This is a genomic window from Cupriavidus sp. BIC8F, assembly GCF_032465815.1.
Taxonomy (GTDB): Bacteria; Pseudomonadota; Gammaproteobacteria; order Burkholderiales; family Burkholderiaceae; genus Cupriavidus; species Cupriavidus necator.
On record NZ_CP136094.1, the window covers coordinates 1,436,282 to 1,457,099 of the forward strand.

Annotated in this window: 20 protein-coding genes; 8 read left to right on the forward strand and 12 right to left on the reverse strand. The window is 69.2% G+C overall.

What is annotated here, in order from left to right; all coding sequences use genetic code 11:
* Positions 1–85 precede the first annotated feature (85 nt).
* Positions 86–1,060, forward strand: coding sequence for a M14 family metallopeptidase (locus RS901_RS06675; RefSeq protein WP_316152210.1), 975 nt, complete (start codon positions 86–88; stop codon positions 1,058–1,060).
* A 250-nt stretch (positions 1,061–1,310) separates the two neighbouring features.
* Here RS901_RS06675 and RS901_RS06680 read toward each other — a convergent pair whose 3' ends face one another.
* The 5 genes from RS901_RS06680 to RS901_RS06700 form a co-directional block, all read right to left on the reverse strand.
* A complete protein-coding gene (locus RS901_RS06680; RefSeq protein WP_316152212.1) occupies positions 1,311–1,853 on the reverse strand; it encodes an Sbal_3080 family lipoprotein in 543 nt (180 codons plus the stop codon).
* Between the two features lie 149 nt (positions 1,854–2,002).
* Entirely contained in the window at positions 2,003–2,203 is a 201-nt protein-coding gene (locus tag RS901_RS06685; protein ID WP_316152213.1) for a hypothetical protein, read from the reverse strand.
* Between the two features lie 30 nt (positions 2,204–2,233).
* Positions 2,234–2,815 carry an OB-fold putative lipoprotein gene (locus tag RS901_RS06690; protein WP_316152214.1) on the reverse strand — a complete coding sequence of 194 codons (582 nt, stop codon included), beginning with the start codon at positions 2,813–2,815 and terminating at the stop codon, positions 2,234–2,236.
* Positions 2,816–2,856: 41 nt separating this feature from the next.
* On the reverse strand, positions 2,857–4,101 hold the full coding sequence (locus RS901_RS06695) for a glycosyltransferase (protein WP_316152216.1): 1,245 nt from the start codon (positions 4,099–4,101) through the stop codon (positions 2,857–2,859).
* A gap of 99 nt (positions 4,102–4,200) precedes the next feature.
* Positions 4,201–5,160, reverse strand: a complete 960-nt coding sequence (locus RS901_RS06700; RefSeq protein ID WP_316152217.1) for a LysR family transcriptional regulator — start codon at positions 5,158–5,160, stop codon at positions 4,201–4,203.
* Positions 5,161–5,342: 182 nt separating this feature from the next.
* Between RS901_RS06700 and RS901_RS06705 the strand changes: the two genes are divergently transcribed.
* The 5 genes from RS901_RS06705 to RS901_RS06725 all read left to right on the forward strand — a co-directional run bounded on the left by RS901_RS06705 (position 5,343) and on the right by RS901_RS06725 (position 11,846).
* Positions 5,343–6,317: a tripartite tricarboxylate transporter substrate binding protein gene (locus RS901_RS06705; protein WP_316152219.1), complete on the forward strand. Its 975-nt coding sequence runs from the start codon at positions 5,343–5,345 to the stop codon at positions 6,315–6,317.
* Positions 6,318–6,363: 46 nt separating this feature from the next.
* Positions 6,364–7,566, forward strand: coding sequence for a CaiB/BaiF CoA-transferase family protein (locus RS901_RS06710; RefSeq protein ID WP_316152220.1), 1,203 nt, complete (start codon positions 6,364–6,366; stop codon positions 7,564–7,566).
* 67 nt (positions 7,567–7,633) lie between these two features.
* Positions 7,634–8,407: an enoyl-CoA hydratase/isomerase family protein gene (locus tag RS901_RS06715; protein WP_316152221.1), complete on the forward strand. Its 774-nt coding sequence runs from the start codon at positions 7,634–7,636 to the stop codon at positions 8,405–8,407.
* 55 nt (positions 8,408–8,462) lie between these two features.
* A complete protein-coding gene (locus tag RS901_RS06720; protein WP_316152222.1) occupies positions 8,463–10,817 on the forward strand; it encodes an acyl-CoA dehydrogenase family protein in 2,355 nt (784 codons plus the stop codon).
* A 33-nt stretch (positions 10,818–10,850) separates the two neighbouring features.
* Entirely contained in the window at positions 10,851–11,846 is a 996-nt protein-coding gene (locus tag RS901_RS06725; RefSeq protein WP_316152223.1) for a tripartite tricarboxylate transporter substrate binding protein, read from the forward strand.
* A gap of 42 nt (positions 11,847–11,888) precedes the next feature.
* Here the strand turns inward: RS901_RS06725 and mnmE are convergent, their stop codons facing one another.
* A complete protein-coding gene (gene mnmE / locus RS901_RS06730; protein WP_316152224.1) occupies positions 11,889–13,316 on the reverse strand; it encodes a tRNA uridine-5-carboxymethylaminomethyl(34) synthesis GTPase MnmE in 1,428 nt (475 codons plus the stop codon).
* Between the two features lie 72 nt (positions 13,317–13,388).
* A complete protein-coding gene (locus RS901_RS06735; protein WP_316152225.1) occupies positions 13,389–14,207 on the reverse strand; it encodes a CHAD domain-containing protein in 819 nt (272 codons plus the stop codon).
* Positions 14,208–14,381: 174 nt separating this feature from the next.
* Between RS901_RS06735 and RS901_RS06740 the strand changes: the two genes are divergently transcribed.
* Entirely contained in the window at positions 14,382–14,819 is a 438-nt protein-coding gene (locus RS901_RS06740; protein ID WP_114136042.1) for a PaaI family thioesterase, read from the forward strand.
* A gap of 31 nt (positions 14,820–14,850) precedes the next feature.
* The gene (locus tag RS901_RS06745) at positions 14,851–15,237 is read left to right on the forward strand and encodes a VOC family protein (protein WP_114136041.1); all 387 of its coding nucleotides are present in this window, start codon (positions 14,851–14,853) and stop codon (positions 15,235–15,237) included.
* A gap of 4 nt (positions 15,238–15,241) precedes the next feature.
* Here the strand turns inward: RS901_RS06745 and tam are convergent, their stop codons facing one another.
* The 5 genes from tam to gatA all read right to left on the reverse strand — a co-directional run bounded on the left by tam (position 15,242) and on the right by gatA (position 20,729).
* Positions 15,242–16,012: a trans-aconitate 2-methyltransferase gene (gene tam / locus RS901_RS06750; protein ID WP_316152229.1), complete on the reverse strand. Its 771-nt coding sequence runs from the start codon at positions 16,010–16,012 to the stop codon at positions 15,242–15,244.
* 81 nt (positions 16,013–16,093) lie between these two features.
* Positions 16,094–17,551 (reverse strand): Asp-tRNA(Asn)/Glu-tRNA(Gln) amidotransferase subunit GatB, encoded by a 1,458-nt coding sequence (gatB, locus tag RS901_RS06755; protein WP_316152231.1) that lies wholly within the window; start codon positions 17,549–17,551, stop codon positions 16,094–16,096.
* 90 nt (positions 17,552–17,641) lie between these two features.
* A complete protein-coding gene (locus RS901_RS06760; RefSeq protein WP_316152232.1) occupies positions 17,642–18,724 on the reverse strand; it encodes a dienelactone hydrolase family protein in 1,083 nt (360 codons plus the stop codon).
* Positions 18,725–18,741: 17 nt separating this feature from the next.
* Entirely contained in the window at positions 18,742–19,227 is a 486-nt protein-coding gene (locus tag RS901_RS06765; protein ID WP_013955199.1) for a hypothetical protein, read from the reverse strand.
* Positions 19,224–20,729: an Asp-tRNA(Asn)/Glu-tRNA(Gln) amidotransferase subunit GatA gene (gatA, locus tag RS901_RS06770; protein ID WP_316152237.1), complete on the reverse strand. Its 1,506-nt coding sequence runs from the start codon at positions 20,727–20,729 to the stop codon at positions 19,224–19,226. The genes RS901_RS06765 and gatA overlap by 4 nt, the downstream gene beginning before the upstream one ends.
* Between the last annotated feature and the right edge of the window lie 89 nt (positions 20,730–20,818).

Genomic DNA, 20,818 nt, shown 5'->3' on the forward strand with positions numbered 1-20,818 from the left:
GACCCCGCCGCCCATCCTCAACCTGATCCCAAGAACACGACCCGGCGGCACCGACCCGCCAGGCGCCCTGAACGCACCGACTCCCATGACCCAGCCCACCGCACCGATCGACGCCTACCCCGTCGATGTCGCATTCCCAGACATCCGCGCCTACGCCGCCGGCAACACCGGCATCCCCTACCTGTTCACCTTCGACAGCGGCCAGCCTGGCCCGCACGTGATGGTCAACGCGCTGACCCACGGCAACGAGGTCTGCGGCGCCATCGCCGTCAAGGCGCTGCTGGACCATGGCCTGCGCCCGCGCCGCGGCCGGCTGACGCTGGCGTTTGCCAACGTCGACGCGTACCACAGCTTCGATGCCGCCAGGCCCGACGCATCGCGCTTTGTCGACCAGGATTTCAACCGCGTGTGGACCGCCAGGGTGCTGGATGACGCCAGCCTGGATTCATCGGAGCTGCGCCGCGCGCGCGCCATGCGCCCGGCGATCGACACCGTCGACCTGCTGCTGGACCTGCATTCGATGCATGAGAAAAGCCGGCCGCTGATCGTCTCCGGCCCGCTCGACAAGGGCATCGCCCTGTCGCGCGCGCTGGGCGCGCCGGCCGATGTGATCGTCGACGAAGGCCACCCCGAAGGCCGCCGCATGCGCGACTACGATGGCTTTGGCGATGCTGCCAGCCCGCGCAATGCACTGCTGATCGAATGCGGCCAGCACTGGGAGCCCGCCGCCGTGACCGTGGCGCAGGACAGCACCGCGCGCTTCCTGCTGCATGCCGGCGTGATCGATGCAAGCGACTTGCCCGCGGGCTGGCTGCAACCGCTGCCCGCCACGCAGCGCGTGGTGCGCGTGACCGAGCCGGTGGTGGCCACCAGCATGGATTTCCGCTTTGCCGGCCCCTATACCGGGCTGGAGACCTTTACCGAGGCCGGGACCGTAATCGGCTGGCGCGACGGCGAGCCGGTGGTGACGCCGTATCCGGATTGCGTGCTGGTGATGCCGTCGCTGCGCCAGTTGCGCCCGGGCGTGACCGTGGTACGCCTGGGCCGGCTGGAGCGCTGATCCGGGTACGCTGGGCCGGGCGCAGCCGCGCCCGGCAAGAGGCTGCGCAGAGCGGCATGGTCCGGCCCTCCGGTTGGCTGCAGGTTGGCTAGTCCACTTCGTCAGTCGAAAAGCACCCCCGATCGACTGCGCCTCAAGGCCGCATGCGTCGTTGCAAATGCTCGCAATAGCCGCGCTATTGCTGCGCTTTGCGCCTAGCCTGCGACCTCGATGCACAGCCGCTCGGGTGCGTTTTCTCTGACGCAGCGGACTAGGCTGCCGGTGTGGCCACCGTGCCCGCCGGCGGCCGGGGCGGCGGCAGCATGCCGGGGAACAGTTGTTCGACCAGTTCATCCAGCTTGGACGACGGCTGCACGAAGTTGCTCAGGTTGAGCCCGCCCGCGCTGCGGTTGGCGTTGTAGATGGCCTTGCCGACGCGGTCGCCCTCGTGGAACACGGTAATGTCCACGCTGCTCAGGTAAGACATCCAGAACCAGGCGCTGCGCGCGCTATAGAGAGCCACCATCGGGCATGCGGCCACTGAGGCATCCGGGCGCACCAGCCTCACCTCGAAATTGCGCAGCTCAAGCGAGGCGCGGAACGCTTCGACATAGTCATTGCCCGCCACCGGATTCACGACCACGCACAACAGCGTGCCGTTGGCGCCATAGGAGCCGCGCGGGCCGCCGCCGGCCTGCTGGAACGCGTTGTAGGCTTCAGAGAGTTCGGGGCGGTCGACCGGGGCCACCGCCTGGTAGGTCGAGCAGCCGGTGAGCAGCAGGCCAAGGCCGGCGGCCAACAGAGCTTTGTTCATGGGTTTCCTGGATGGCTGAAAGCGGCGCCGCCGCCATGCATTGCGCAATGCGGCCAGCCTGCCTTCACACTGTAGGCGCCGGCGCGCCCATCCAATCGGTCGAACAGAACGGCAAACACCCGCGCTTTCGGCGTGGTGCCGCAGCCGCCTCAGCCCCCAGCCCCGCTCTGCGCCAGGCGGCCTACCAGGATCAGGCAGAAGGCGGCCAGGCACAGGCCGACCACCGCCACCTGCAGGCGCGTCACGGGTTTGCCGCCCAGCAGCGTCTCGCTGAGCCAGCGCGGCGAGGCCAGGCCGGCAGCGGTCGCCGCCAGGATGATGAGGGCGAGCACGGACAGCACGGATTGCATGACAGGGTCTCCGGTTCAGGCTGGCCGCGCTCAGTTGGCGCCGCCGCGCAGCAGGCAGTCGCGCAGCAGCGGCGCGCCGTCCGCCAGCCCCGCGCCATTGCACTCCACCGCCACCTTCTGGCCACGCCGCACCATGGTGGCGCGGGCTTCCACTTCACACACCCGCCCTGCCGGGCCGCAGATCTGGCGTTGCAACAGCAGTGCGCGCACATTCGCGCCGGGATCGTTGGTGCGGATGTCGACAAAGACCTGCCCGCCCTCGCGGCGAATGCCGCTGGCAACGCCTTCGACGATCAGGTACTGGCCCAGATAGCGGCTGTCCGCTTCCCCGGGGTTGTCGCGGTATGCGTTCAGCAGCGCGTCGGCCTGCAGCTGCGGCAGGCGGTCGGCAGGGCGTTGCGGGTCGATGCTGACCGGATCCAGCGTGCCGTTGCGCGGCACGCCGCGCACGTCGCTGGCCGGCACCGCGCTGGCGGCGGCCTGCGCGTCGGCCTGCGCCTCGGGCGCGGCGCCGCCGACATCGTCGCGGCGGTCATTGCCGGCAAACCACAACATGCCAAGGACAGCCACGGCGACGATGGCAATAAGGATTTGCTGGGTACGGTTCAACATCGGAAGGTCCTGCGTCAGTGAATGCGGAAGGCAGTACGGGATTATGCGCCCTGCCTGCCGCAAAAGCGCGCAATCGCCGCCACGGCATGGTCGACGCCGCGCTCGGCGGCCATCGCGCGGCCCAGCGTGGCGGCCCGTTCGCGCGTGGCCGGTTGCTCGGCGAAGGCGATCATCGACGCCAGCCGCGTCGCGTCGATCTTGTGTCCGGCGACATAACGCGGCGCCACGCCCAGCGCCGCCAGCCGGCCCGCCCAGAAGAACTGGTCGCCCGCAAACGGCAGCACGATCGATGGGACGCCCGCTGACGCGGCCGCATGCGTGGTGCCCGCACCGCCATGATGGATTGCAGCCGACACGCGCGGCAACAGCCAGTCATGCGGGGTGGCGCCCACCACGTGGAAGCTGGATGGCAACGCCGCCACGTCGATGCCGCTCCAGCCCGGATAGAACAGCGCGCGCCTGCCGTCGACCGCCTGCACCAGCGCCGCCACCACCTTGTGCCGGTCAAAGCCCGCCATGCTGCCAAAGCCGATATACAGCGGCGCCTCGCCGGCCGCCAGGAAGTCGCGCAGCGGCGGGTCCGGTTGCCAGTCCGGCTGCGGCGGCATGGTCCACGCGCCGCTCACCAGCCAGTCGTCATGCCAGTCATGCGGGCGCGGGACCAGGTGCGGCGAGATCGCGTACAGCGTCGGAAAGTCCGCCCACATCGCCTTGCGCGCTGACGCGCCGAACAGCCTGGAGCGCGCAGCATTGGTCGCGCTCCGGAACATGCGCCACAGCACGAAATTGATCACGTGGTGGCTGGCGCGATTGGCCCACCCCGGCATCCTGAACGGCGGCAGCAGCGCGGACGGAAAGGCCCGCGTCGGCGAGATCGGGAACATGCCCGCGCCGATCACCGGCTTGCCCAACTGCTCGCCCACCGACAGCGCCACATACGCCGTCAGCCCCGAGAACACGATGCCATCGGCAGCGCGCGCGGCCTGCGCCAACTGCGCCATCCACGCCTCGGTGTTGTCCTCGGCAATGCGCGCGAATGCCCGCGTGGCCTCGGCGACGTTGCCGCCTTCGGTCATCAGCTTGTGCAGCGCGCCGCCCGGCGCCAGCGTCTGCTGGATATCGCCCGCCATCGGCGCAAAGGCCAGGCCGTGCTCTGCCGCGAGCGCGGCTGCCGAGCGTTCGCCCAGCATCAGCACGTCGTGGCCGGCGGCGCGCAGGCCGAGGCCCAGCGCGACCATGGGGCGGCAGTCGCCCTGGGTACCGAAGGTGATCAGGATCAGGCGCATGGCGGGGAAAGGTGCAATACAAAATCCGCATCGCAGCTTCGATTGTGGTGTTTCCAACAGTTTACCCGGGCGTAGTCTGCGCGGCAGGCAGCACTCGCCTCAGGAAGCGTGTGCCGGCCACCGGCCATCGGCGACCAGGGCCTGCACGGTGTCGGAAATCAGCGCTTGCACGGTCGACGCGGCCATCGACAGCGGGGTGGTGGCAGAGCGGCACAGGTAGACCGGCCGCGAAATGCCGGGTTCGACGATCCGGGCGGCGGACAGCAAGCCGCTGCGCAATTCGCGGCGGACCGATGCATAGGACAGGATGGTGAAGCCGACCCCCGCCGCGGCCAGCTCGATCAACTGCGGAATGGCGTTGACTTCCGCCAGCACGCGCAAGCTGACGCGATGGGATTTCGCGTAGCGGTCAATCAGCGCGCGCAGGCCATGCAGCCCGGCCGGCAGGAGCATGGCGTAGTCAGCCAGTTCGGCGAAGGCGACCTGGCCGACCGTGCCCGGACTGCCGGGGCCGTCATCCGGCGCCCCATGGAGCGCGCCGGGGGGACCCACCAGGACCAGGTCCTCGTCCAGCAGATGCTCGAACAGCAGCCCGGCGCCAGGATCCACCTGGAAGGTCAGGCCGATGTCGATGTGCCCGCTGAGCAGGCGCTCCGGGATATAGCCCGTGCTCAGTTCGATGATCTGGAGCTGGATCTTCTGCCAGCGCGCCAGCGTCTCGCGCACCAGCGCCAGGGTCAGGATTTGCGCCATGGACTGGGGCAGGCCGATCGCGACCCGGCCCGCCGGCTCTGCCACGAAGTCGCGGACATCCTCGCAGGCCAGGTCGACGCGCGTCAGGATGTCCTTGGCGTGACTCACGAAGCGCAGGCCGGCCGCCGTGGGCAGCACGCCCCTCTGCGTACGGTCGAACAGCCTGACGCGCAGTTCCTGCTCGAGTTGCTTGATCTGGAGGCTCAGCGCCGGCTGGGCCAGGTGCATGTGCTCGGCCGCCCGCGAGATCGAACCCGCGGACACGACGGCCAGGAAGCACCGCAAGTCCCGTATATCAATGGCCATGATGGGATTCCCCAGTGAACGCGCGACAAGGCAGGGGCTCAGTATATAAAAAATATATGCCAGGCATCGTGAAACGGTCTTTTACTTATAGCAAGGCCGGCGCCATAGTGGCAACCAGATTCCCCAGCCCGCCAGGCAAGCGTGTCCGGCCAGGGCGCAAGGGAACCACACCGGAGACTGCCATGACATTCAGCCGCCGCACCCTGCTGCTCGGCACTGCCGCCGCCTTGCTGGCCCGGCACGGGTTTGCGCAGGGCTGGCCTTCCAGGCCGGTCAGGATCGTGGTGCCGTTCGCGGCGGGGGGGCCGGGTGACTTCGTCGCGCGCCTGGCCGCGAAGCATCTCGCGCAGGTGCTGGCGCAGCCGGTCGTGGTCGAGAACAAGCCAGGCGCCAGCGGCAACCTGGGGGCGCAGCTCGTGCTGGACACGGAGGCCGATGGCCATACCCTGTTGCTGAACACGGTCGGCATGCAGGCGGTCAATCCCCTGATGTACCCGGCCGCGCGCTTCCTGCCGCAGCGCGATTTCGTGGCCATCGGCATTGCCGCCACCGTGCCGAACGTGCTGGTGGTCCATCCGGGCAAGCTTGGTGTCACGACCATGAGCGACCTGGTCAGCCTTGGCAGGCAGCGGCCCGGCAACCTCACCTTTGCCACCTACGGGCTGGGGAGTTCTCCGCATATCTACGGTGCGCTGCTCCAGCGGCTGGCCGGCTTCTCCGCCATTGAAGTGCCGTACAAGGGCAGCGCGCCGGCCAGCAGCGATGTGATGGCGGGCCAGGTGGACTTCCTGTTCGACAGCATGACCACCTGCGTGGGCCAGATACAGGGCGGCAAGCTGAAGGGGCTGGCGATCACCTCGGCTGAGCGGTCGCCGCTGTTGCCGGCCGTCCCCACCATGAAGGAGGCGGGCTACGGCGGCCTGGACCTGAAGTACTGGCTGTCGCTCCAGGCTTCGGCCAGGACCCCGCCGGAGATCGTGTCCGCGCTGCGCCAGGCCCTGGCCAGGGCGCTGGCCGATCACGCCTATCAGCGCGCGCTGGCCGCGCGTGGCGCAGAGCCCCTCCTGATTGCCCCGGCGCAAGTGCAGGCCTTTGTCGACGGCGATGCTGAACGCTGGACGGCCGCGGCCCGCAGCATTGGCATGCGGGCGGAATAGCCGCCACCCGGTCCTCTCATCCGATTTCACATCCATTCCATTGCCCATGCTTGCGCTACAAGGAATTCGCGTGCTGGACCTGAGCAAGGTGCTGGCCGGCCCGCTGTGCGGCCAGTATCTCGGGGAACTCGGCGCCGACGTCGTCAAAATCGAGCCGATCGGCGTGGGGGACGACACCCGCGCCTGGCTGCCGCAGGAGCATGGCCAGTCGGCCACCTTCCTTTCGGTCAACCACAACAAGCGCAGCATCGCGGTCGACCTCAAGACCCCTGAGGGACAGCAGATCGTGCAGACCCTGGCCGCCGGCGCGGACATCGTGCTGCAGGGCTTCGGCGGGGGCACCGCGGCCCGGCTGGGCGTGGACCATGACAGCCTGAGCGCGCGCAATCCCCGCCTGATCTACTGCGAGATCTCCGGCTACGGCCGCACCGGCCCGCTCGGCAACGAGCCCGGCTATGACGTCATGCTGCAGGCATTCAGCGGCATGATCAGCACCATGGGCGATCCGGCAGGCAAGCTGGCGCGCGCCAGTTTCTCCCCGGTCGACCTGGGCACGGGCATGCATGCCTTCAGTGGCATCCTGGCCGCGTTGATCGAGCGCGAAAAGACCGGGCACGGCGTCTACCTGGAGGTCTCGCTGCTCGATACCGCGCTCGGCTTCATGGGCTACATGGCGCAGAACTACTGGCGCACCGGCCGGGCGCCGGCGCGCATGGGGACCGCGCACCCCGCCATGGCCCCGTACCAGGCCTTCGATGCCGCGGACGGCCCCCTCATGATCGGCGTCGGCAACGATGCCCAGTGGCGCCGCTTCTGCACGGTCGCCGGGCTGGACGACCATGTCGATGATCCCGCGTTCGCCACCAATGCGGCGCGCGTGGCCAACTTCGCGCGCACCGTGGATCTCGTGCAGCGCCGCATCGCCACGCAGCCGGTCGCATTCTGGCTGCAGGCATTGCGCGCGGCAGGCGTGGCCTGCTCGCCCATCCACACACTCGACCAGGCCCTTGCCCACCCGCAACTGGAGGCGCGGCAGCTGGTGGTCGAATCGGAACACCCGGTGCTGGGCACGGTCCGGAACATGGGATTGCCGGTGCGGTTTCGCGACGGCGAGCGGCAGGCGCACCGCGCGCCGCCCTTGCTGGGGCAGCACACCGAGGAAATCTTGCGCGAGGCAGGCTATGGCCCCGACATGATCCGGCGCTACCAGGCCGACGGCATCGTGGCGGTCGCCGGATCCGCCACGTAGTGAGCGCGAGGCAAGCCCGCCCCCCCAAGTCAACTGAAGACCATCCCATATCCACCCAATGGAATCCATGTCCTCCATCCGCTATGCCGTGCGCGACCAGGTCGCTGAAATCCAGCTGGACAGCCTGCCAGTCAATGCGCTGAACGAGGCCATGATCGACGACCTGATCGGTGCCATGCGGCGCGCCGCCGAAGATGACTCGGTGCGCGCAGTCATCCTCGGCAGCGCCATCCCGCGCCGCTTCTGTGCCGGCCTGCGGCTCGATGCCGTGCAGCAGTCTTCGCCGAGCCAGCTTTATGCGCTGGTGGAGAAGCTCTATGTGGGGCTGTGCGAGGCGCAGTTCCAGCTGAAGAAGCCGTCGATCGCGGCGGTCGAGGGCGCGGCGCGCGGCGGTGGCATGACCCTGGCCATCTCGTGCGACATGATCGTGGCGGCCGAGGACGCAACGTTCGGCTATCCCGAGATCGACGTCGGCATGATCCCTGCCATCCACTATACGCACCTGCCGCGCATCGTCGGACGCCACCGTGCCTTTGACCTGCTGTTCACCGGGCGCGCATTCGATGCGGACGAAGCCTGGCGGCTTGGGCTGGTCAGCCGGGTCGTGCCGCAGCCGGACGTCATGCGCGAAGCCCGGGCGCTGGCGCGATCCTTCTGCGAGAAATCGCCCACCATCATGCGGATGGGCCGCGCGGCCTTCCTGCGCGCCAACGACTCCGACTACCGCCGCGGCGTAGCCGGTGCGGTGGAGAGCTTCGGGAATATCGCGGCAACCGACGACGCAAAGGAAGGCGTGGCGGCATTCGTGGAGAAGCGCAAGCCGGCGTGGTCGCCAGGGTGACTGTGATCCCGTCAGGAGAACGCAACCCAGCAACGCTTTCATCAAAGGGCCAACGATGTCAGATCATTCCCGCGCCGATCGCCTCGATGCATTCCGCCAGGGGGTTCGCAGTTTCCTGCGCGAGGCGGTCCCGCCCGATATCCGGGCCGCTTCGCGCGCCCATTGCCTGGTGACGCGCGAGCAGGCCGTGCGCTGGCAGCGGATCCTGCATGCGCGCGGATGGGCGGCGCCCGGCTGGCCGCGCGAGCATGGCGGCCCGGGGTGGTCGCTGGTGGAGCAGGCAATCTTCCGGGAAGAGCTGGCGGCCAGCGACGCGCCGCGCTATGACAATCTCGGCATCGATACCATCGGGCCCACGCTGATCCGCTACGGCACGCCCGAGCAATGCCGGCGCTTCCTGCCAGGCATGCTGTCCTTCGATGACTTCTGGGCGCAAGGCTATTCCGAGCCCGACGCCGGGTCCGACCTGGCGTCATTGCGTACCGTTGCGCGGCGCGATGGCGACGAATGGGTCGTCAATGGCAGCAAGATCTGGCAGACCCTGGGCCAGTGGGCCAACTGGGCACTGGTGCTGGTCCGCACCGATCCGGCTGCCCGACGCAAGCAAGAGGGCATCTCGGTGCTGCTGATGGACCTGCGCGCACCGGGCGTGACGGTGCGGCCGATCCGCTTTATCAATGGCGCGCACTTCCACGTGCAGATGTTCTTCGACGACGTGCGGGTGCCCGCGGCCAACCTTGTGGGCGTGGAACACGCCGGCTGGTCGATCGCCAAGGGACTGCTGGTGATCGAGCGCCTGTTCGTCGCGCGGGTAGGGGACTGCAAGGCGGAGCTGGCCAGCGTCGCGAAACTGGCCGGCAAATGGCGCCCGGGCCCCGGCGCGCAGATCGAGGACGCCTTGCTGGCGCGTCGGCATGCCGAGCTGGACATTCGCATGCGCGCGCTCGAAGCGGCATGGTGGCCGGCAGTGCGGCTTGCCGAGCAGGGCGGCAGCCCGGAGCTGGAAGCTTCGCTGCTCAAGCTCGATGGCAACCTGCTGCTGCAGGACCTGCACACGTTCAGGCTGGATGCGCTTGGTGCCCGGACATTGCCCTTCGATCCCCGCGCGATCGATGGCGAGCCCAATCCGGAGCCGCTATCGCCTGGCCATGCCGAGAATTTTCCGCTGCACTACTGGCGCTATCGTGGCATCACGCTGGCGGGGGGCTCGTCGGAGATACAACGCCAGATCGTTGCCAAGGCCGTGTTCGGCGGACTGACCGAGATCGACCGTCCCCGCCAGGACGAGCTGGACGAGCAGCAGGCGATCATGGACGGTACCCTGCGCCGCTGGCTGGACAAGCACTACGGCTTCGAGCGCAGGCGCGAGACCGTGGCTGCCAGGGACGGCTTCGACCCTGCCGTATGGGCTGCGCTTGCCGACCTGGGCCTGACCGGCCTGCTGATCCCCGAGGGCGACGGCGGCCTGGGCGGCACCCTGTCCGACCTCGTGCCATTGCTGGAGGCGCTCGGCGAGGCCCTGGTGGTGGAGCCCATGCTCTGGAGCGCGGTCCTTGGCACGCAGGTCCTGCTTGGCGCGGAGAACGCCGAAGGACGCGGACCGCTGCTCGCGGCGCTGGCCGGCGGCCAGGTCCGCTGCGCGCTGGCCTATCGCGAGGGTCAGTCCCGCCACGACGCCCACCATCCCGAAACCGTTGCGCGCCGGGACGGCACGCGCTGGCGCCTGCAAGGCGTCAACCGGCTGGTGATGGGCGCGGCCCGGGCGCAGCATCTGTTCGTGACGGCTTGCCTGCCTGAAGGCGGGCTGGCGCTGTTCGATGTGCCGAGCCAGGCGGCCGGTGTCGGCATGCGTGCTTATCAGCTCCACGACGGGCGCAGCGCGGCGGATGTTCGCTTCGACGACGTCGAACTGCCTGCGTCCGCGCTGCTCTGCGGCGCAGACCACGCCACGGCGTTGCTGGACGACGCGCTGGAGCTTGCCACCCTCGCCCTCTGCGCGGAAAGCATCGGGGCCATGCGGCAATCGCTTGCCCTCACGGTGGAGTACATGCGCACGCGCAAGCAGTTCGGCCGCACCCTGTCAGAGCAGCAAGTGCTTAAGCACCGGGTGGTCGACCACTATCGCGCCTGGCATGCCGCGCGCCAGCTGGTGCGCGAAGCCGTTGCAGGCTGGCGCCTGGTGCCGCCGGCCGAGCGCTCGCGTCGCGTCAGCGCCGCCAAGTACATGGTTGGCCATGCCAGCCGAGCGCTTGCGCTCGACGCCCTGCAACTGCATGGGGCGATCGGCATGCAGGATGAAACCCCGATCAGTCACTACAGCAAGCGCCTGATGGCCAACGATGCACTGCTCGGCAATGCCTCGGCGCATCTCGGGCGGTTTGCCGATGCCGGCAATCGCTCGCAGGCGTGAACAGGACAACACTGAGAAGAAGGAGGCAATGCCATGCAAGCACTCCGCAGTACCAGGCGCCTGGCGCTCGCACTTGCCGCTGCGCTGGGCGCAATGATGGTGGCCCCGGCTGTGTCCGCGCAAACGGGCGCGGCATGGCCGGCGCGGCCGGTCACCATCATCGTGCCGGGCGCGGCAGGGGGCACGATCGATATTCCCATACGTCTGCTCGCGCAGAAACTGAGCCCTCGCCTTGGCCAGCCTGTCATCGTGGACAACCGGCCCGGCAGCGGGGGCATCATCGGCACGCAGGCGGCGCTACGCGCGGCCGCCGACGGCTACACGCTGCTGGCCGGGAATGTCGGGCCGCAGGCGATCAACTACAGCGCCTACAAGACCCTGCCGTACAAGCCGGACGACCTGGTGGGGATTACCGATGTCATCTCCTTTCCCAGTGTCCTGGTCGTCAACGCACAGTCGCCGATCCGGAGCGCCGCCGACCTGGTCGCGCAAATGAGGGCGCAGGCCGGCAAGCTGTCCTTCGGCTCCTCCGGCATCGGCCAGACCAGTCACCTGACCGGCGAACTGCTCAAGCAGCGCACGGGAACGGATGCCATTCACGTTCCCTATCGCGGTTCCACGCCGGCGACCACCGCGCTGCTGGCCGGTGAAACGACTTTCCAGTTTGACAACCTGACACAGGCCTTGCCGCATATCCGGGCCGGCAAGCTGCGCCCGCTCGCCGTGACGTCCGCACGGCGAATCCCCAGCCTGCCCGAGGTGCCGACCATGGAGGAAGCCGGGGTGGGCAACCTGTTGTCGACGGCGTGGATCGGCATCTTTGTGAAAGCCAGCACGCCGCCGGAGATCGCAGCCAGGCTGCATGAGCACTTGGTCGCGGTCTTGCGCGCCCCGGACATGGTTGCCGAAATCAGCCGGATGGGCGGCATTCCAGGCGGACAGACACAGGAGAAATTCGCCGCCTTTGTCACGGCGGAACGCCTGCGCTGGAGCGAAACCATCAAGACCTCGCACCTGAGCCTGGATTGAGGTCAGGCGTCGGCGCCTGGCTTGATCGTCCGGCGCTGCGGCCTATTTTCCGATGCAGAAGCGCGTGAAGATTGTTCCCAGCAGATCATCACTGGTGAACTCACCCGTAATGCTGTTCAGGCAATCCTGCGCCAGCCGCAGCTCTTCGGCAAACAAGTCCAGCGCCTGCGCCTGGTGCTCGGCCTGCTCCGCGGCGATATCCAGGTGCGATTGCGCATTCCGCAGCGCCGTCAGGTGCCGTTCGCGCGCCAGGAAGTTGCCTTCGTTGCCTGACTGCCAGCCCACCAGCCGCAGCAGCTCACGGCGCAGCAGTTCAATGCCGGCCCCGGTGCGCGCCGAGATCCAGATCTCGGTCGGGTTGGGGCCGTTGGCGGCGACCACATGCGGGCGGTTGCCGCCGAAGACGACATCGCCAACCGCGGGAGCCTTGTCGATCTTGTTGACGATGCGCACGATCGGCGAGCCCGGCGGCAGCTGGCCGCTGAGCTGGTCGTCGATGGCGTCGTCAATCTCCGACAGGCCGTGGCGCAGGTAGTCGGTGGCGTCGACCAGGTGCAGCACGATATCGGCGCGGCGGATGGCGTCCCAGGTGCGTTCGATGCCGATGCGCTCGACTTCATCGGTGGCGTGCTCGCGCAGGCCGGCGGTGTCGATGATATGCAGCGGGATGCCGTCGATCTGGATGGTCTCGCGCACGCGGTCGCGCGTGGTGCCGGCAATGGGCGTGACGATGGCCAGCTCCGCGCCGGCCAGCGCGTTCAGCAGCGACGACTTGCCCACATTGGGCTGGCCCGCCAGCACCACCGACAGGCCCTCGCGCAGCAGCGCGCCCTGGCGCGCCTGCGCCAGCACGCCGCCAAGTTCCGTGCGGATGGTGGCAAGCTGGCCGCGGGCGTCGGACTGCTCCAGGAAATCGATCTCTTCCTCGGGGAAGTCCAGCGTGGCCTCCACCAGCATGCGCAGGTGGATGACCTTATCCACAAGCTGGCGGATGGCGTTGGAGAATTCGCCCTCCATCGAACGCGCCGCTGAGCGCGCCGCGGCCTCGGTGCTGGCTTCGATCAGGTCGGCGACAGCCTCGGCCTGGGCCAGGTCGAGCTTGTCGTTGAGGAAGGCGCGCCGCGTGAACTCGCCGGGCTCTGCCAGGCGCAGGCCGATGCCGTCGCCCGCTTGCAGGCAGCGCGTCAGCAGCATCTGCATCACCACCGGGCCGCCGTGGCCCTGCAGTTCGAGCACTTCCTCGCCGGTATAGGAATTGGGCGCCGGGAAATACAGCGCCAGGCCGTGGTCGATGACCTTGCCATGGCCATCGAGGAACGGCAGGTAGGTGGCGTGGCGCGGCTTCAGCGCCTGGCCGCAGACGGCGCGCATCACGGGGCCGACATCGGGGCCCGACACGCGCACCACGCCGATGCCGCCGCGTCCGGGCGCGGTGGCGATGGCGGCAATGGGAACCTGGGGAGCAGTCATGGCGGTATTGTCGCAGATCGGGTGCGGTTGGCGTGGCACGCGGTGGGCAGGCCGCCATGGCGGGCGGGGTGGTCAGCTGGCGCCGGGCAGCGGCCGCGGCGCCTCGTCCGGCATTGCCTGCGCCTGCAGGCAGTCGGCCAGCAGCCGGCGCGCGACGATGCCGTCGACAAAGCGGCCGAGCTTTGCCTGCCGTTTGACCAGCTTGCGATGCAGCTCCCTGGTGTAGCGGGATGGCAGCACCGGCGCGAACGCCTCGATCACATAGCGCAGTCGCTTGCCGGCGATGCGCTGCTCATGCACCGCGCGGGGATCGCCACGGCGTGCAGCCCTTGCCAGCGCGCGCAGGCGCTTGCGGCCGCGGCGCACGCGCTTGCGCGCAAAGGGTCCGAGGCGGCCACCGTCACTGCGGGCGCGGGCGGCCAGATGGGCCAGGTGCGCCAGGTCGCGATGCAGCGCGGGCAGTGGCCAGTCACGGTAGCCGGCCAGGGCCGACAGCATGGTTTGACGTGCGGTGTCGCGGCGCTCACGGGCGGTGTCGGCGATGGCCGACAGCACGGTATCGTCCGGTTCCAGTTTGCGTGCCGGGGCAATGGTTTCGGCCAGGAACACGTCCCAGTCGCGCACGTCGCTGGTGGCGCGCGCCAGCATGCGCAGGTCATGCGTCCAGCGATCGCGCTCCTGCCGCGGCAACGACGGCCCCAGGGCCCAGAGCACCGCGCGCGCATGACGCACCGCCACGCGCAGCGCGTGCAGGTCTTCGGGCTCGTCGCGGTGCAACAGCTGGGCCAGGCTTGCTTCCATGCGCGCCAGGCTTGCCTGCGTCAGCGCGGCAAAGGCGGCGGCGGGCCGCGTCTTGCTGCGTAGTTTGGGGGGATGGGCGTCGGCGATCATGGCGGGCTGCATGCGGTCAGGCGCGCATGCGGGTCGCGGATGCTTCCAGTGTAGGCGACAGCACGCCGGCCCGCTTCGGCGCGGCGTAAAAGGCGCATGGATGGTTGACAGCCCGGCGCCTTCACGCTGCAATGCGCACATCCCGGTGATGCAGTGACCCCACAAGGAACAGCCATGACCACCGAACAGGAACGGCTTCTGCTGCGCGACACCATCGAGGCGGGCTTCCGCCAGGCCGCCTTCGTCAACGACGTCGGTATCACGCTGGCGGACTGCGGGCCCGGCTGGTGCGAATCCACGCTGGCCATTACGCCGCGCCACCTGCAGCACGGCGGCATCGTCCATGCGGGCGTGCAGGCCACCATCGCGGACCACACCGCGGGCGCGGCGGCGTCCACCATCCTGGAGGCGGGCCAGCACGTGGTCACCGCGGAGTTCAAGATCAACCTGCTCAGGGCCGTGCGCAGCGAACGGCTGCGCTGCCGTGCCGATGTGCTCAAGTCCGGCCGCGCGATCATCGTGGTAGAGGCGGATGTCTTTGCCGACGTCCACGGTGAATCCGTGCTGGTCAGCCGCCTGAACGCCACCATGAGCGTGCTGGACCTGGCCTGAGCGCCCTCCCACCCTTGCAAGGAAGCGACCCATGATCGACCACACCGGCGTAAGCGTCAGCGACTACGGCAAGAGCCGCGCCTTCTACCAGGCGGCGCTGGGCGCCATCGGCTATGTGCTGGACAAGGAATTCCCGGCCAGCGTCACCGGCAGCACCGACGTGGCCGGCTTCGGCCCGCCGGGCCGACCCGACTTCTGGATCCACCGCGGCACGCCCAACCAGCCGCCGCTGCACGTGGCCTTCCGCGTGGACAGCCGCGAGACCGTCGATGCCTTCCATCGCGCGGCGCTGGCCGCGGGCGGGCGCGACAACGGCGCGCCGGGCATCCGCGCGCACTACCATCCCGACTACTACGGCGCCTTCGTGCTGGACCCGGACGGGCACAACATCGAAGCGGTCTGCCACAAGCCTGCGTAGGGCCTCAGCGCGTCGCGACGATGAACAGGCGCGGGAACGGCAGCAGCACCGACCCATCCGGCAGCGCCGGGTACGCCTTGGCAATCTCGGCTTCGTAGCGCGCCAGGTAGGCGGCGCGCTCGGCGTCGTCCAGCGGCTGCAGGAAGGGGCGCAGGCCGCTGCCCTTGAACCATTCCACCACCGCGGCCGGGCCGCCCGCCAGCGGGTGGTGGTACGTGGTCAGCCATACATCCACGCGCTGGCACAGCGGGCGCAGCAGCTCGTAGTACCACTGCGCCGGGGCGCGCTCGGCGCGGGCCTTGCTGGCGCCGGCGAGCTTTTCTGCCCACGGGCCTTCCGCCGCCACCTGGCGCATCAGCCGGTGCGCGGGTTCTTCCAGGTTGTCCGGCATCTGCACGGCCAGCGTGCCGCCGGGAGCAAGCCTGGATACCAGTGCCGGGAACAGGCTGGCGTGGTCAGGCAGCCACTGCAGCACGGCATTGGCCAGGATCACGTCATAGGGCCCGGCCTCGTCCCAGGCGCCGATGTCGGCCACGCGGAACTGCACGTCGGGCAGGCGCTTGCGCGCCGCGTCGACCATGTCCTGCGAGCTGTCCAGCCCGGTCACCGACGCCCCCGCATAGCGCGCCAGCAGCACCTCGGTGGAGTTGCCCGGCCCGCAGCCGATATCCACCGCGCTGCGCGCGATCTCATTGGGGATGGCAGCCACCAGGTCGCGGACCGGGCGGGTGCGTTCGTCTTCGAAGGCGACGTATTGGTGGGCGGACCAGCTCATGGGGATCTCCTGACTTTTGGCGCAGGCCAGTAGGATACGCCTGCCGCTGACGGTTCGCTGGTCCTGCCCGCCCTTACCCCATTACCCCAGTTTCTTCTTCAGCAGCTCGTTCACCTGCGCCGGATTGGCCTTGCCCTTGGTGGCCTTCATCGCCTGACCCACCAGCGCATTGAACGCCTTCTCCTTGCCGGCGCGGAATTCCTCCACCGACTTGGCATTGGCCGCCAGCACGTCGTCGATGATCTTCTCCAGCTCACCGCTGTCCGACATCTGCTTCAGCCCCTTGGCCGCGATGATGGCATCGGCATCGCCGCCATGCTCACCCGCCCACATCGCCGGGAACACATCCTTCTTGGCAGTGTTGTTCGACACCGTGCCGTCCGCAATGCGCGTCAGCAGCTTCGCCAGTTGCGCCGGCGTGACCGGCGCGGCGTCGATGGCGATGCCTTCGCGGTTGAGCTGCGAGGCCACGTCGCCCATCAGCCAGTTGGCTGCAGGCTTGGCGTTGGCGGCGCCGGCGTCGGCCACCACGGCCTCGTAGTAGGCGGCGAATGCCTTGGTGGCGGTCAGCGTGGTGGCGTCATAGGCCGACAGGCCGTACTGCGAGACAAAGCGCGCCTGCATCGCGGCCGGCAATTCGGGCAGTTCGCCGCGCACGCGGTCCACCCAGCCGGCATCGATTTCCAGCGGCATCAGGTCCGGATCGGGGAAGTAGCGGTAGTCGTGCGCGTCTTCCTTGGTGCGCATCGCGCGGGTCTCGCCGGTATCCGGGTCGAACAGCACGGTGGCCTGCTGGATCTTGCGGCCGTCCTCGATCTCGGCGATCTGCCACTGCACTTCGTACTCGATGGCCTGCTGCAGGAAGCGGAACGAGTTCAGGTTCTTGATCTCGCGGCGGGTGCCGAATTCCTTCTGGCCGAGCGGGCGCACCGACACGTTGGCGTCGCAGCGGAAGCTGCCTTCCTGCATGTTGCCATCGCAGATGCCCAGCCACACCACCAGCGAGTGCAGCGTCTTGGCATAGGCCACGGCTTCGGCGGCGCTGCGCATGTCGGGCTCGGTGACGATTTCCAGCAGCGGGGTGCCGGCACGGTTCAGGTCGATGCCGGTCATGCCGGCAAAGTCTTCGTGCAGGGACTTGCCCGCGTCTTCTTCCAGGTGGGCGCGGGTCAGGTTGACGGTCTTTTCGTAGAACTCGCCCTTCTTGCCTTCGACCTGGATGGTGATGGTGCCGCCCTGTACCACCGGGATCTCATACTGGCTGATCTGGTAGCCCTTGGGCAGGTCGGGGTAGAAGTAGTTCTTGCGCGCAAAGATGCTGCGCGGCGCGATGGTGGCGCCGATCGCCAGGCCGAACTGGATGGCGCGCTCGACCGCGCCCTTGTTGAGCACCGGCAGCACGCCCGGCAGCGCCAGGTCCACTGGCGAGGCCTGCGTATTGGCCTCGGCCCCGAAGGCGGTCGAGGTGCCGGAAAAAATCTTGGAGGCCGTCGAAAGCTGAGCGTGCGTTTCGAGGCCGATCACCACTTCCCATTGCATGGCGGTATTCCTGTTCGGTTCTTTCGGTTCTGTCTGTTGCGGTGGAGCAGCGGCGCTGCTCCTGGGTTCAGTCTGGTCTTGCCCCGGCCCTCAGGGGTCGGGGCTGGCAAGCCATGAGTCGAGCTGGGCCAGCGCGGCCACGCGGGCCACCGCATCGCCGCCGACGGTGACGCCCTGGGTCTTGCGCATGCCCGCCGGCACGTCGCGGCGCATATGCAGCTCGCTGGTGCCGTCAAAGCCGTGATAGGCGCCCGGGTAGATCTCAAGCCGGAAGCGCGCGCCCGGCTGGCGCGCCAGCACCGCGCTCTGCAGCATGGCGCAGCGGGTGGCGGGCGTCCAGTCGTCGGCGCCGCCGATCATCAGCAGCATCGGCGCGCGCAGGCGGTAGTTGTGCTGCTGCACCGCGCGCTTGCAGCCCGGGTAGAACGCCACGGCGCGCTCCACCTGGGGCGTGCCGGCCGGCCACGGGCGGCTGGCATCGACGGTGGCCAGTACCGCCTGCGCGCCATTGGACCAGCCCAGCAGCACGATGCGCGCGGTGTCGACCGCCGGCTGCTGAGCCACCCAGCGCAGCGCGGCCAGCGCATCGGCGCGGCGCGTGCGGTCGTCGATGCCGCGCGTGTCGATGGGGTCGGAGCAGATGCCGTGGGGCCTGCCGCGCGCGCTGAAGCTGTCGGGCATCAGCACGGCATAGCCGCGCTCGGTCAGCCAGTGTGCGTATTCGCGGTAGCGTTGCTGCAGCATTCCGGAAACGTCCGCCTTGTCGGTCCCCGCTGCGCTCGCGCGCGAGGGGCGCGCGGACAGCAGGCCGCCACAGCCATGCAAGGCCACCACCACGGGCAGCGCGCGCGCGGTGGTGCCTTCGCGCGGCAGGAACCAGTAGGCGGTCAGCGCGGGCGTGGCCGCATCGCCGCGCAGTTCGACGCGCTGCGCGGGCACGGATGCCGTTGCCGCAGATCCTGGCGCGGCCCGGCTCACCGCATTCGGCGCCAGCACGCCGGCAGGCGTCAGCGGCGCCGGCTGTGCCAGCGCGGAGGCGGGCAGGTCCGGCGTATGCGCCGCCGCGCCGGCCAGCCACGCGCCCAGCCCCAGTGCCACCGCGGCGCGCAGCACCGCCACCGCCGGGCGGGCGGTGCGCAGCGAGCGTTGCGGGGTGGCGGGTGCGTGGGGCATGGCTGGCTTCGATGGCTTCAGCGCGTGCGGGCGCAGGCGCCGCTGCCCGGCTCGAACATCACGGGCCAGGCTTCTTCGTAGATGCCGGGGGTGCAGCGCTGCTGGCAGTTGGCGTGCGCCAGCGTGACGCGGCGCGGGTCCTGCCAGACCATCAGCTTGCAGCCGCTGCCGTCATTGGCGCGCAGCTCGATATGCGGCTTCTTCTGGACCTGGCGGAAGTCCGCCAGGTTGAAGCTGCACGAGCCGCGCTTGCCTACCCACAGCTTCCACGACAGCTGCTGTACGCTGTTGTTCGACACGCGCAGCTGGGCGTCCTCGCGGAAGCCGTCTTCCTCGGTGCGGCGGCAGTCGCCGGCCAGGTCGATGTCGCGGCTGGCGATCGGAGCCGGGGGCGCGGGCCGTCCCAGCCCGCCCGGCAGCGGGATGCAGCCGGCCACCGCCGCGGCGAGCGCGGCCGCGGCCATCAGGCGCAGGGTCAGCGAGGAGCGCGCGGTCATGTTCATGCCTTGCCCGGACGGCGCAGGTGCCAGTCGGTTGCCTGCTGGAACGCGTGCGCGGTCTGCAGCAGGCGCGCTTCGTCGAAGTAGTTGCCGATCAGCTGCAGGCCCACCGGCATGCCGGCTTCGCCGAAGCCGCACGGCACGCTCATGCCGGGCAGGCCGGCCAGGCTGGTGGACAGCGTGAAGATGTCGGCCAGGTACATCTGCACCGGGTCCGAGGTCTTCTCGCCCAGCTTCCAGGCCACCGTCGGCGCCACCGGGCCCATGATCACGTCGCACTGGGCGAAGGCGCGCTGGAAGTCGTCGGCGATGATGCGGCGGATCTTCTGCGCCTGCAGGTAGTAGGCGTCGTAGTAGCCGTGCGACAGCACATAGGTGCCGACCATGATGCGGCGCTTGACCTCGGCGCCGAAGCCTTCGGCGCGGCTCTTCTTGTACATGTCGAGCAGGTCGCGGTACTCGGCCGCGCGGTGGCCGTAGCGCACGCCGTCAAAGCGCGACAGGTTGGACGAGGCCTCGGCCGGGGCGATCACGTAGTACACCGGGATCGACAGCTCGGTCTTGGGCAGCGTCACCTCGACCAGCGTGGCGCCCAGCTTTTCATACTCGGCCAGCGCGGCGCGCACGGCCTGCTCGACGTCGGCGGACAGGCCCTTGCCGAAGTATTCCTTCGGCAGGCCGATGCGCAGGCCGGCCAGCGGGCGCTCGGCGGTGGCGCCGGCGCGCGGCTGGCCCAGCAGGCGGGTGTAGTCCTCGTCCACGCCGCCCTGCGCGGGCGTGATGCTGGTGGAGTCCCTGGGGTCGAAGCCGGCCATGGCGTTGAGCAGCAGCGCGCAGTCTTCGGCGCTATGGGCCATCGGGCCGGCCTGGTCCAGCGACGAGGCGAAGGCGATCATGCCATAGCGCGACACGCGGCCGTAGGTCGGCTTGATGCCGGTGATGCCCGAGAACGACGCCGGCTGGCGGATCGAGCCGCCGGTGTCGGTGCCGGTGGCGGCGGGGGCCAGGCCGGCGGCCACGGCCGCGGCCGAGCCGCCCGACGAGCCGCCGGGCACGCGGCTGGTGTCCCACGGGTTCTGCACCGGGCCGAAATGCGAGTTCTCGTTGGACGAACCCATCGCGAACTCGTCCATATTGGTCTTGCCCAGCGTGACCATGCCGGCCGCGGCCATGCGCTCGACCACGGTGGCGTCGAACGGGCTTTCATAGTTGCCCAGCATCTTCGAGCCGGCGGTGGCACGCCAGCCGCGCGTGACGAACACGTCCTTGTGCGCGATCGGCACGCCGGTCAGCGGCGCGGCCTCGCCGCGGGCGCGGCGTTCATCGGCGGCGCGCGCCTGCGCCAGGGTGCGCTCGGCATCGACGTGGATAAAGGCGTTGAGCGCGGTGGCCTGCTCGATGCGGGCCAGGTACTCGCGCGCGAGTTCCTCGGCGGAGACGGAGCGCGCGGCCAGCGCATCGGCAAGCTGGCGCAGGGAGGTCACGGAATCAGCGGAAAAGGGCATGACAGTCGGTTGGCATCAGGGGTAGCGTACTGGCGGGTGGCCGGCGGCGGACAGGCTTGCACGGGTGCGTCGGGTCCGGGCCGGGCGGC

Excerpts from the sequence above, each read along its gene's own strand:
- RS901_RS06675 (WP_316152210.1), top strand. The coding sequence starts at position 86 with ATGACCCAGCCCACCGCACCGATCGACGCCTACCCCGTCGATGTCGCA.
- RS901_RS06680 (WP_316152212.1), bottom strand. The coding sequence starts at position 1,853 with ATGAACAAAGCTCTGTTGGCCGCCGGCCTTGGCCTGCTGCTCACCGGC.
- RS901_RS06685 (WP_316152213.1), bottom strand. The coding sequence starts at position 2,203 with ATGCAATCCGTGCTGTCCGTGCTCGCCCTCATCATCCTGGCGGCGACC.
- RS901_RS06690 (WP_316152214.1), bottom strand. The coding sequence starts at position 2,815 with ATGTTGAACCGTACCCAGCAAATCCTTATTGCCATCGTCGCCGTGGCT.
- RS901_RS06695 (WP_316152216.1), bottom strand. The coding sequence starts at position 4,101 with ATGCGCCTGATCCTGATCACCTTCGGTACCCAGGGCGACTGCCGCCCC.
- RS901_RS06700 (WP_316152217.1), bottom strand. The coding sequence starts at position 5,160 with ATGGCCATTGATATACGGGACTTGCGGTGCTTCCTGGCCGTCGTGTCC.
- RS901_RS06705 (WP_316152219.1), top strand. The coding sequence starts at position 5,343 with ATGACATTCAGCCGCCGCACCCTGCTGCTCGGCACTGCCGCCGCCTTG.
- RS901_RS06710 (WP_316152220.1), top strand. The coding sequence starts at position 6,364 with ATGCTTGCGCTACAAGGAATTCGCGTGCTGGACCTGAGCAAGGTGCTG.
- RS901_RS06715 (WP_316152221.1), top strand. The coding sequence starts at position 7,634 with ATGTCCTCCATCCGCTATGCCGTGCGCGACCAGGTCGCTGAAATCCAG.
- RS901_RS06720 (WP_316152222.1), top strand. The coding sequence starts at position 8,463 with ATGTCAGATCATTCCCGCGCCGATCGCCTCGATGCATTCCGCCAGGGG.
- RS901_RS06725 (WP_316152223.1), top strand. The coding sequence starts at position 10,851 with ATGCAAGCACTCCGCAGTACCAGGCGCCTGGCGCTCGCACTTGCCGCT.
- mnmE (WP_316152224.1), bottom strand. The coding sequence starts at position 13,316 with ATGACTGCTCCCCAGGTTCCCATTGCCGCCATCGCCACCGCGCCCGGA.
- RS901_RS06735 (WP_316152225.1), bottom strand. The coding sequence starts at position 14,207 with ATGATCGCCGACGCCCATCCCCCCAAACTACGCAGCAAGACGCGGCCC.
- RS901_RS06740 (WP_114136042.1), top strand. The coding sequence starts at position 14,382 with ATGACCACCGAACAGGAACGGCTTCTGCTGCGCGACACCATCGAGGCG.
- RS901_RS06745 (WP_114136041.1), top strand. The coding sequence starts at position 14,851 with ATGATCGACCACACCGGCGTAAGCGTCAGCGACTACGGCAAGAGCCGC.
- tam (WP_316152229.1), bottom strand. The coding sequence starts at position 16,012 with ATGAGCTGGTCCGCCCACCAATACGTCGCCTTCGAAGACGAACGCACC.
- gatB (WP_316152231.1), bottom strand. The coding sequence starts at position 17,551 with ATGCAATGGGAAGTGGTGATCGGCCTCGAAACGCACGCTCAGCTTTCG.
- RS901_RS06760 (WP_316152232.1), bottom strand. The coding sequence starts at position 18,724 with ATGCCCCACGCACCCGCCACCCCGCAACGCTCGCTGCGCACCGCCCGC.
- RS901_RS06765 (WP_013955199.1), bottom strand. The coding sequence starts at position 19,227 with ATGAACATGACCGCGCGCTCCTCGCTGACCCTGCGCCTGATGGCCGCG.
- gatA (WP_316152237.1), bottom strand. The coding sequence starts at position 20,729 with ATGCCCTTTTCCGCTGATTCCGTGACCTCCCTGCGCCAGCTTGCCGAT.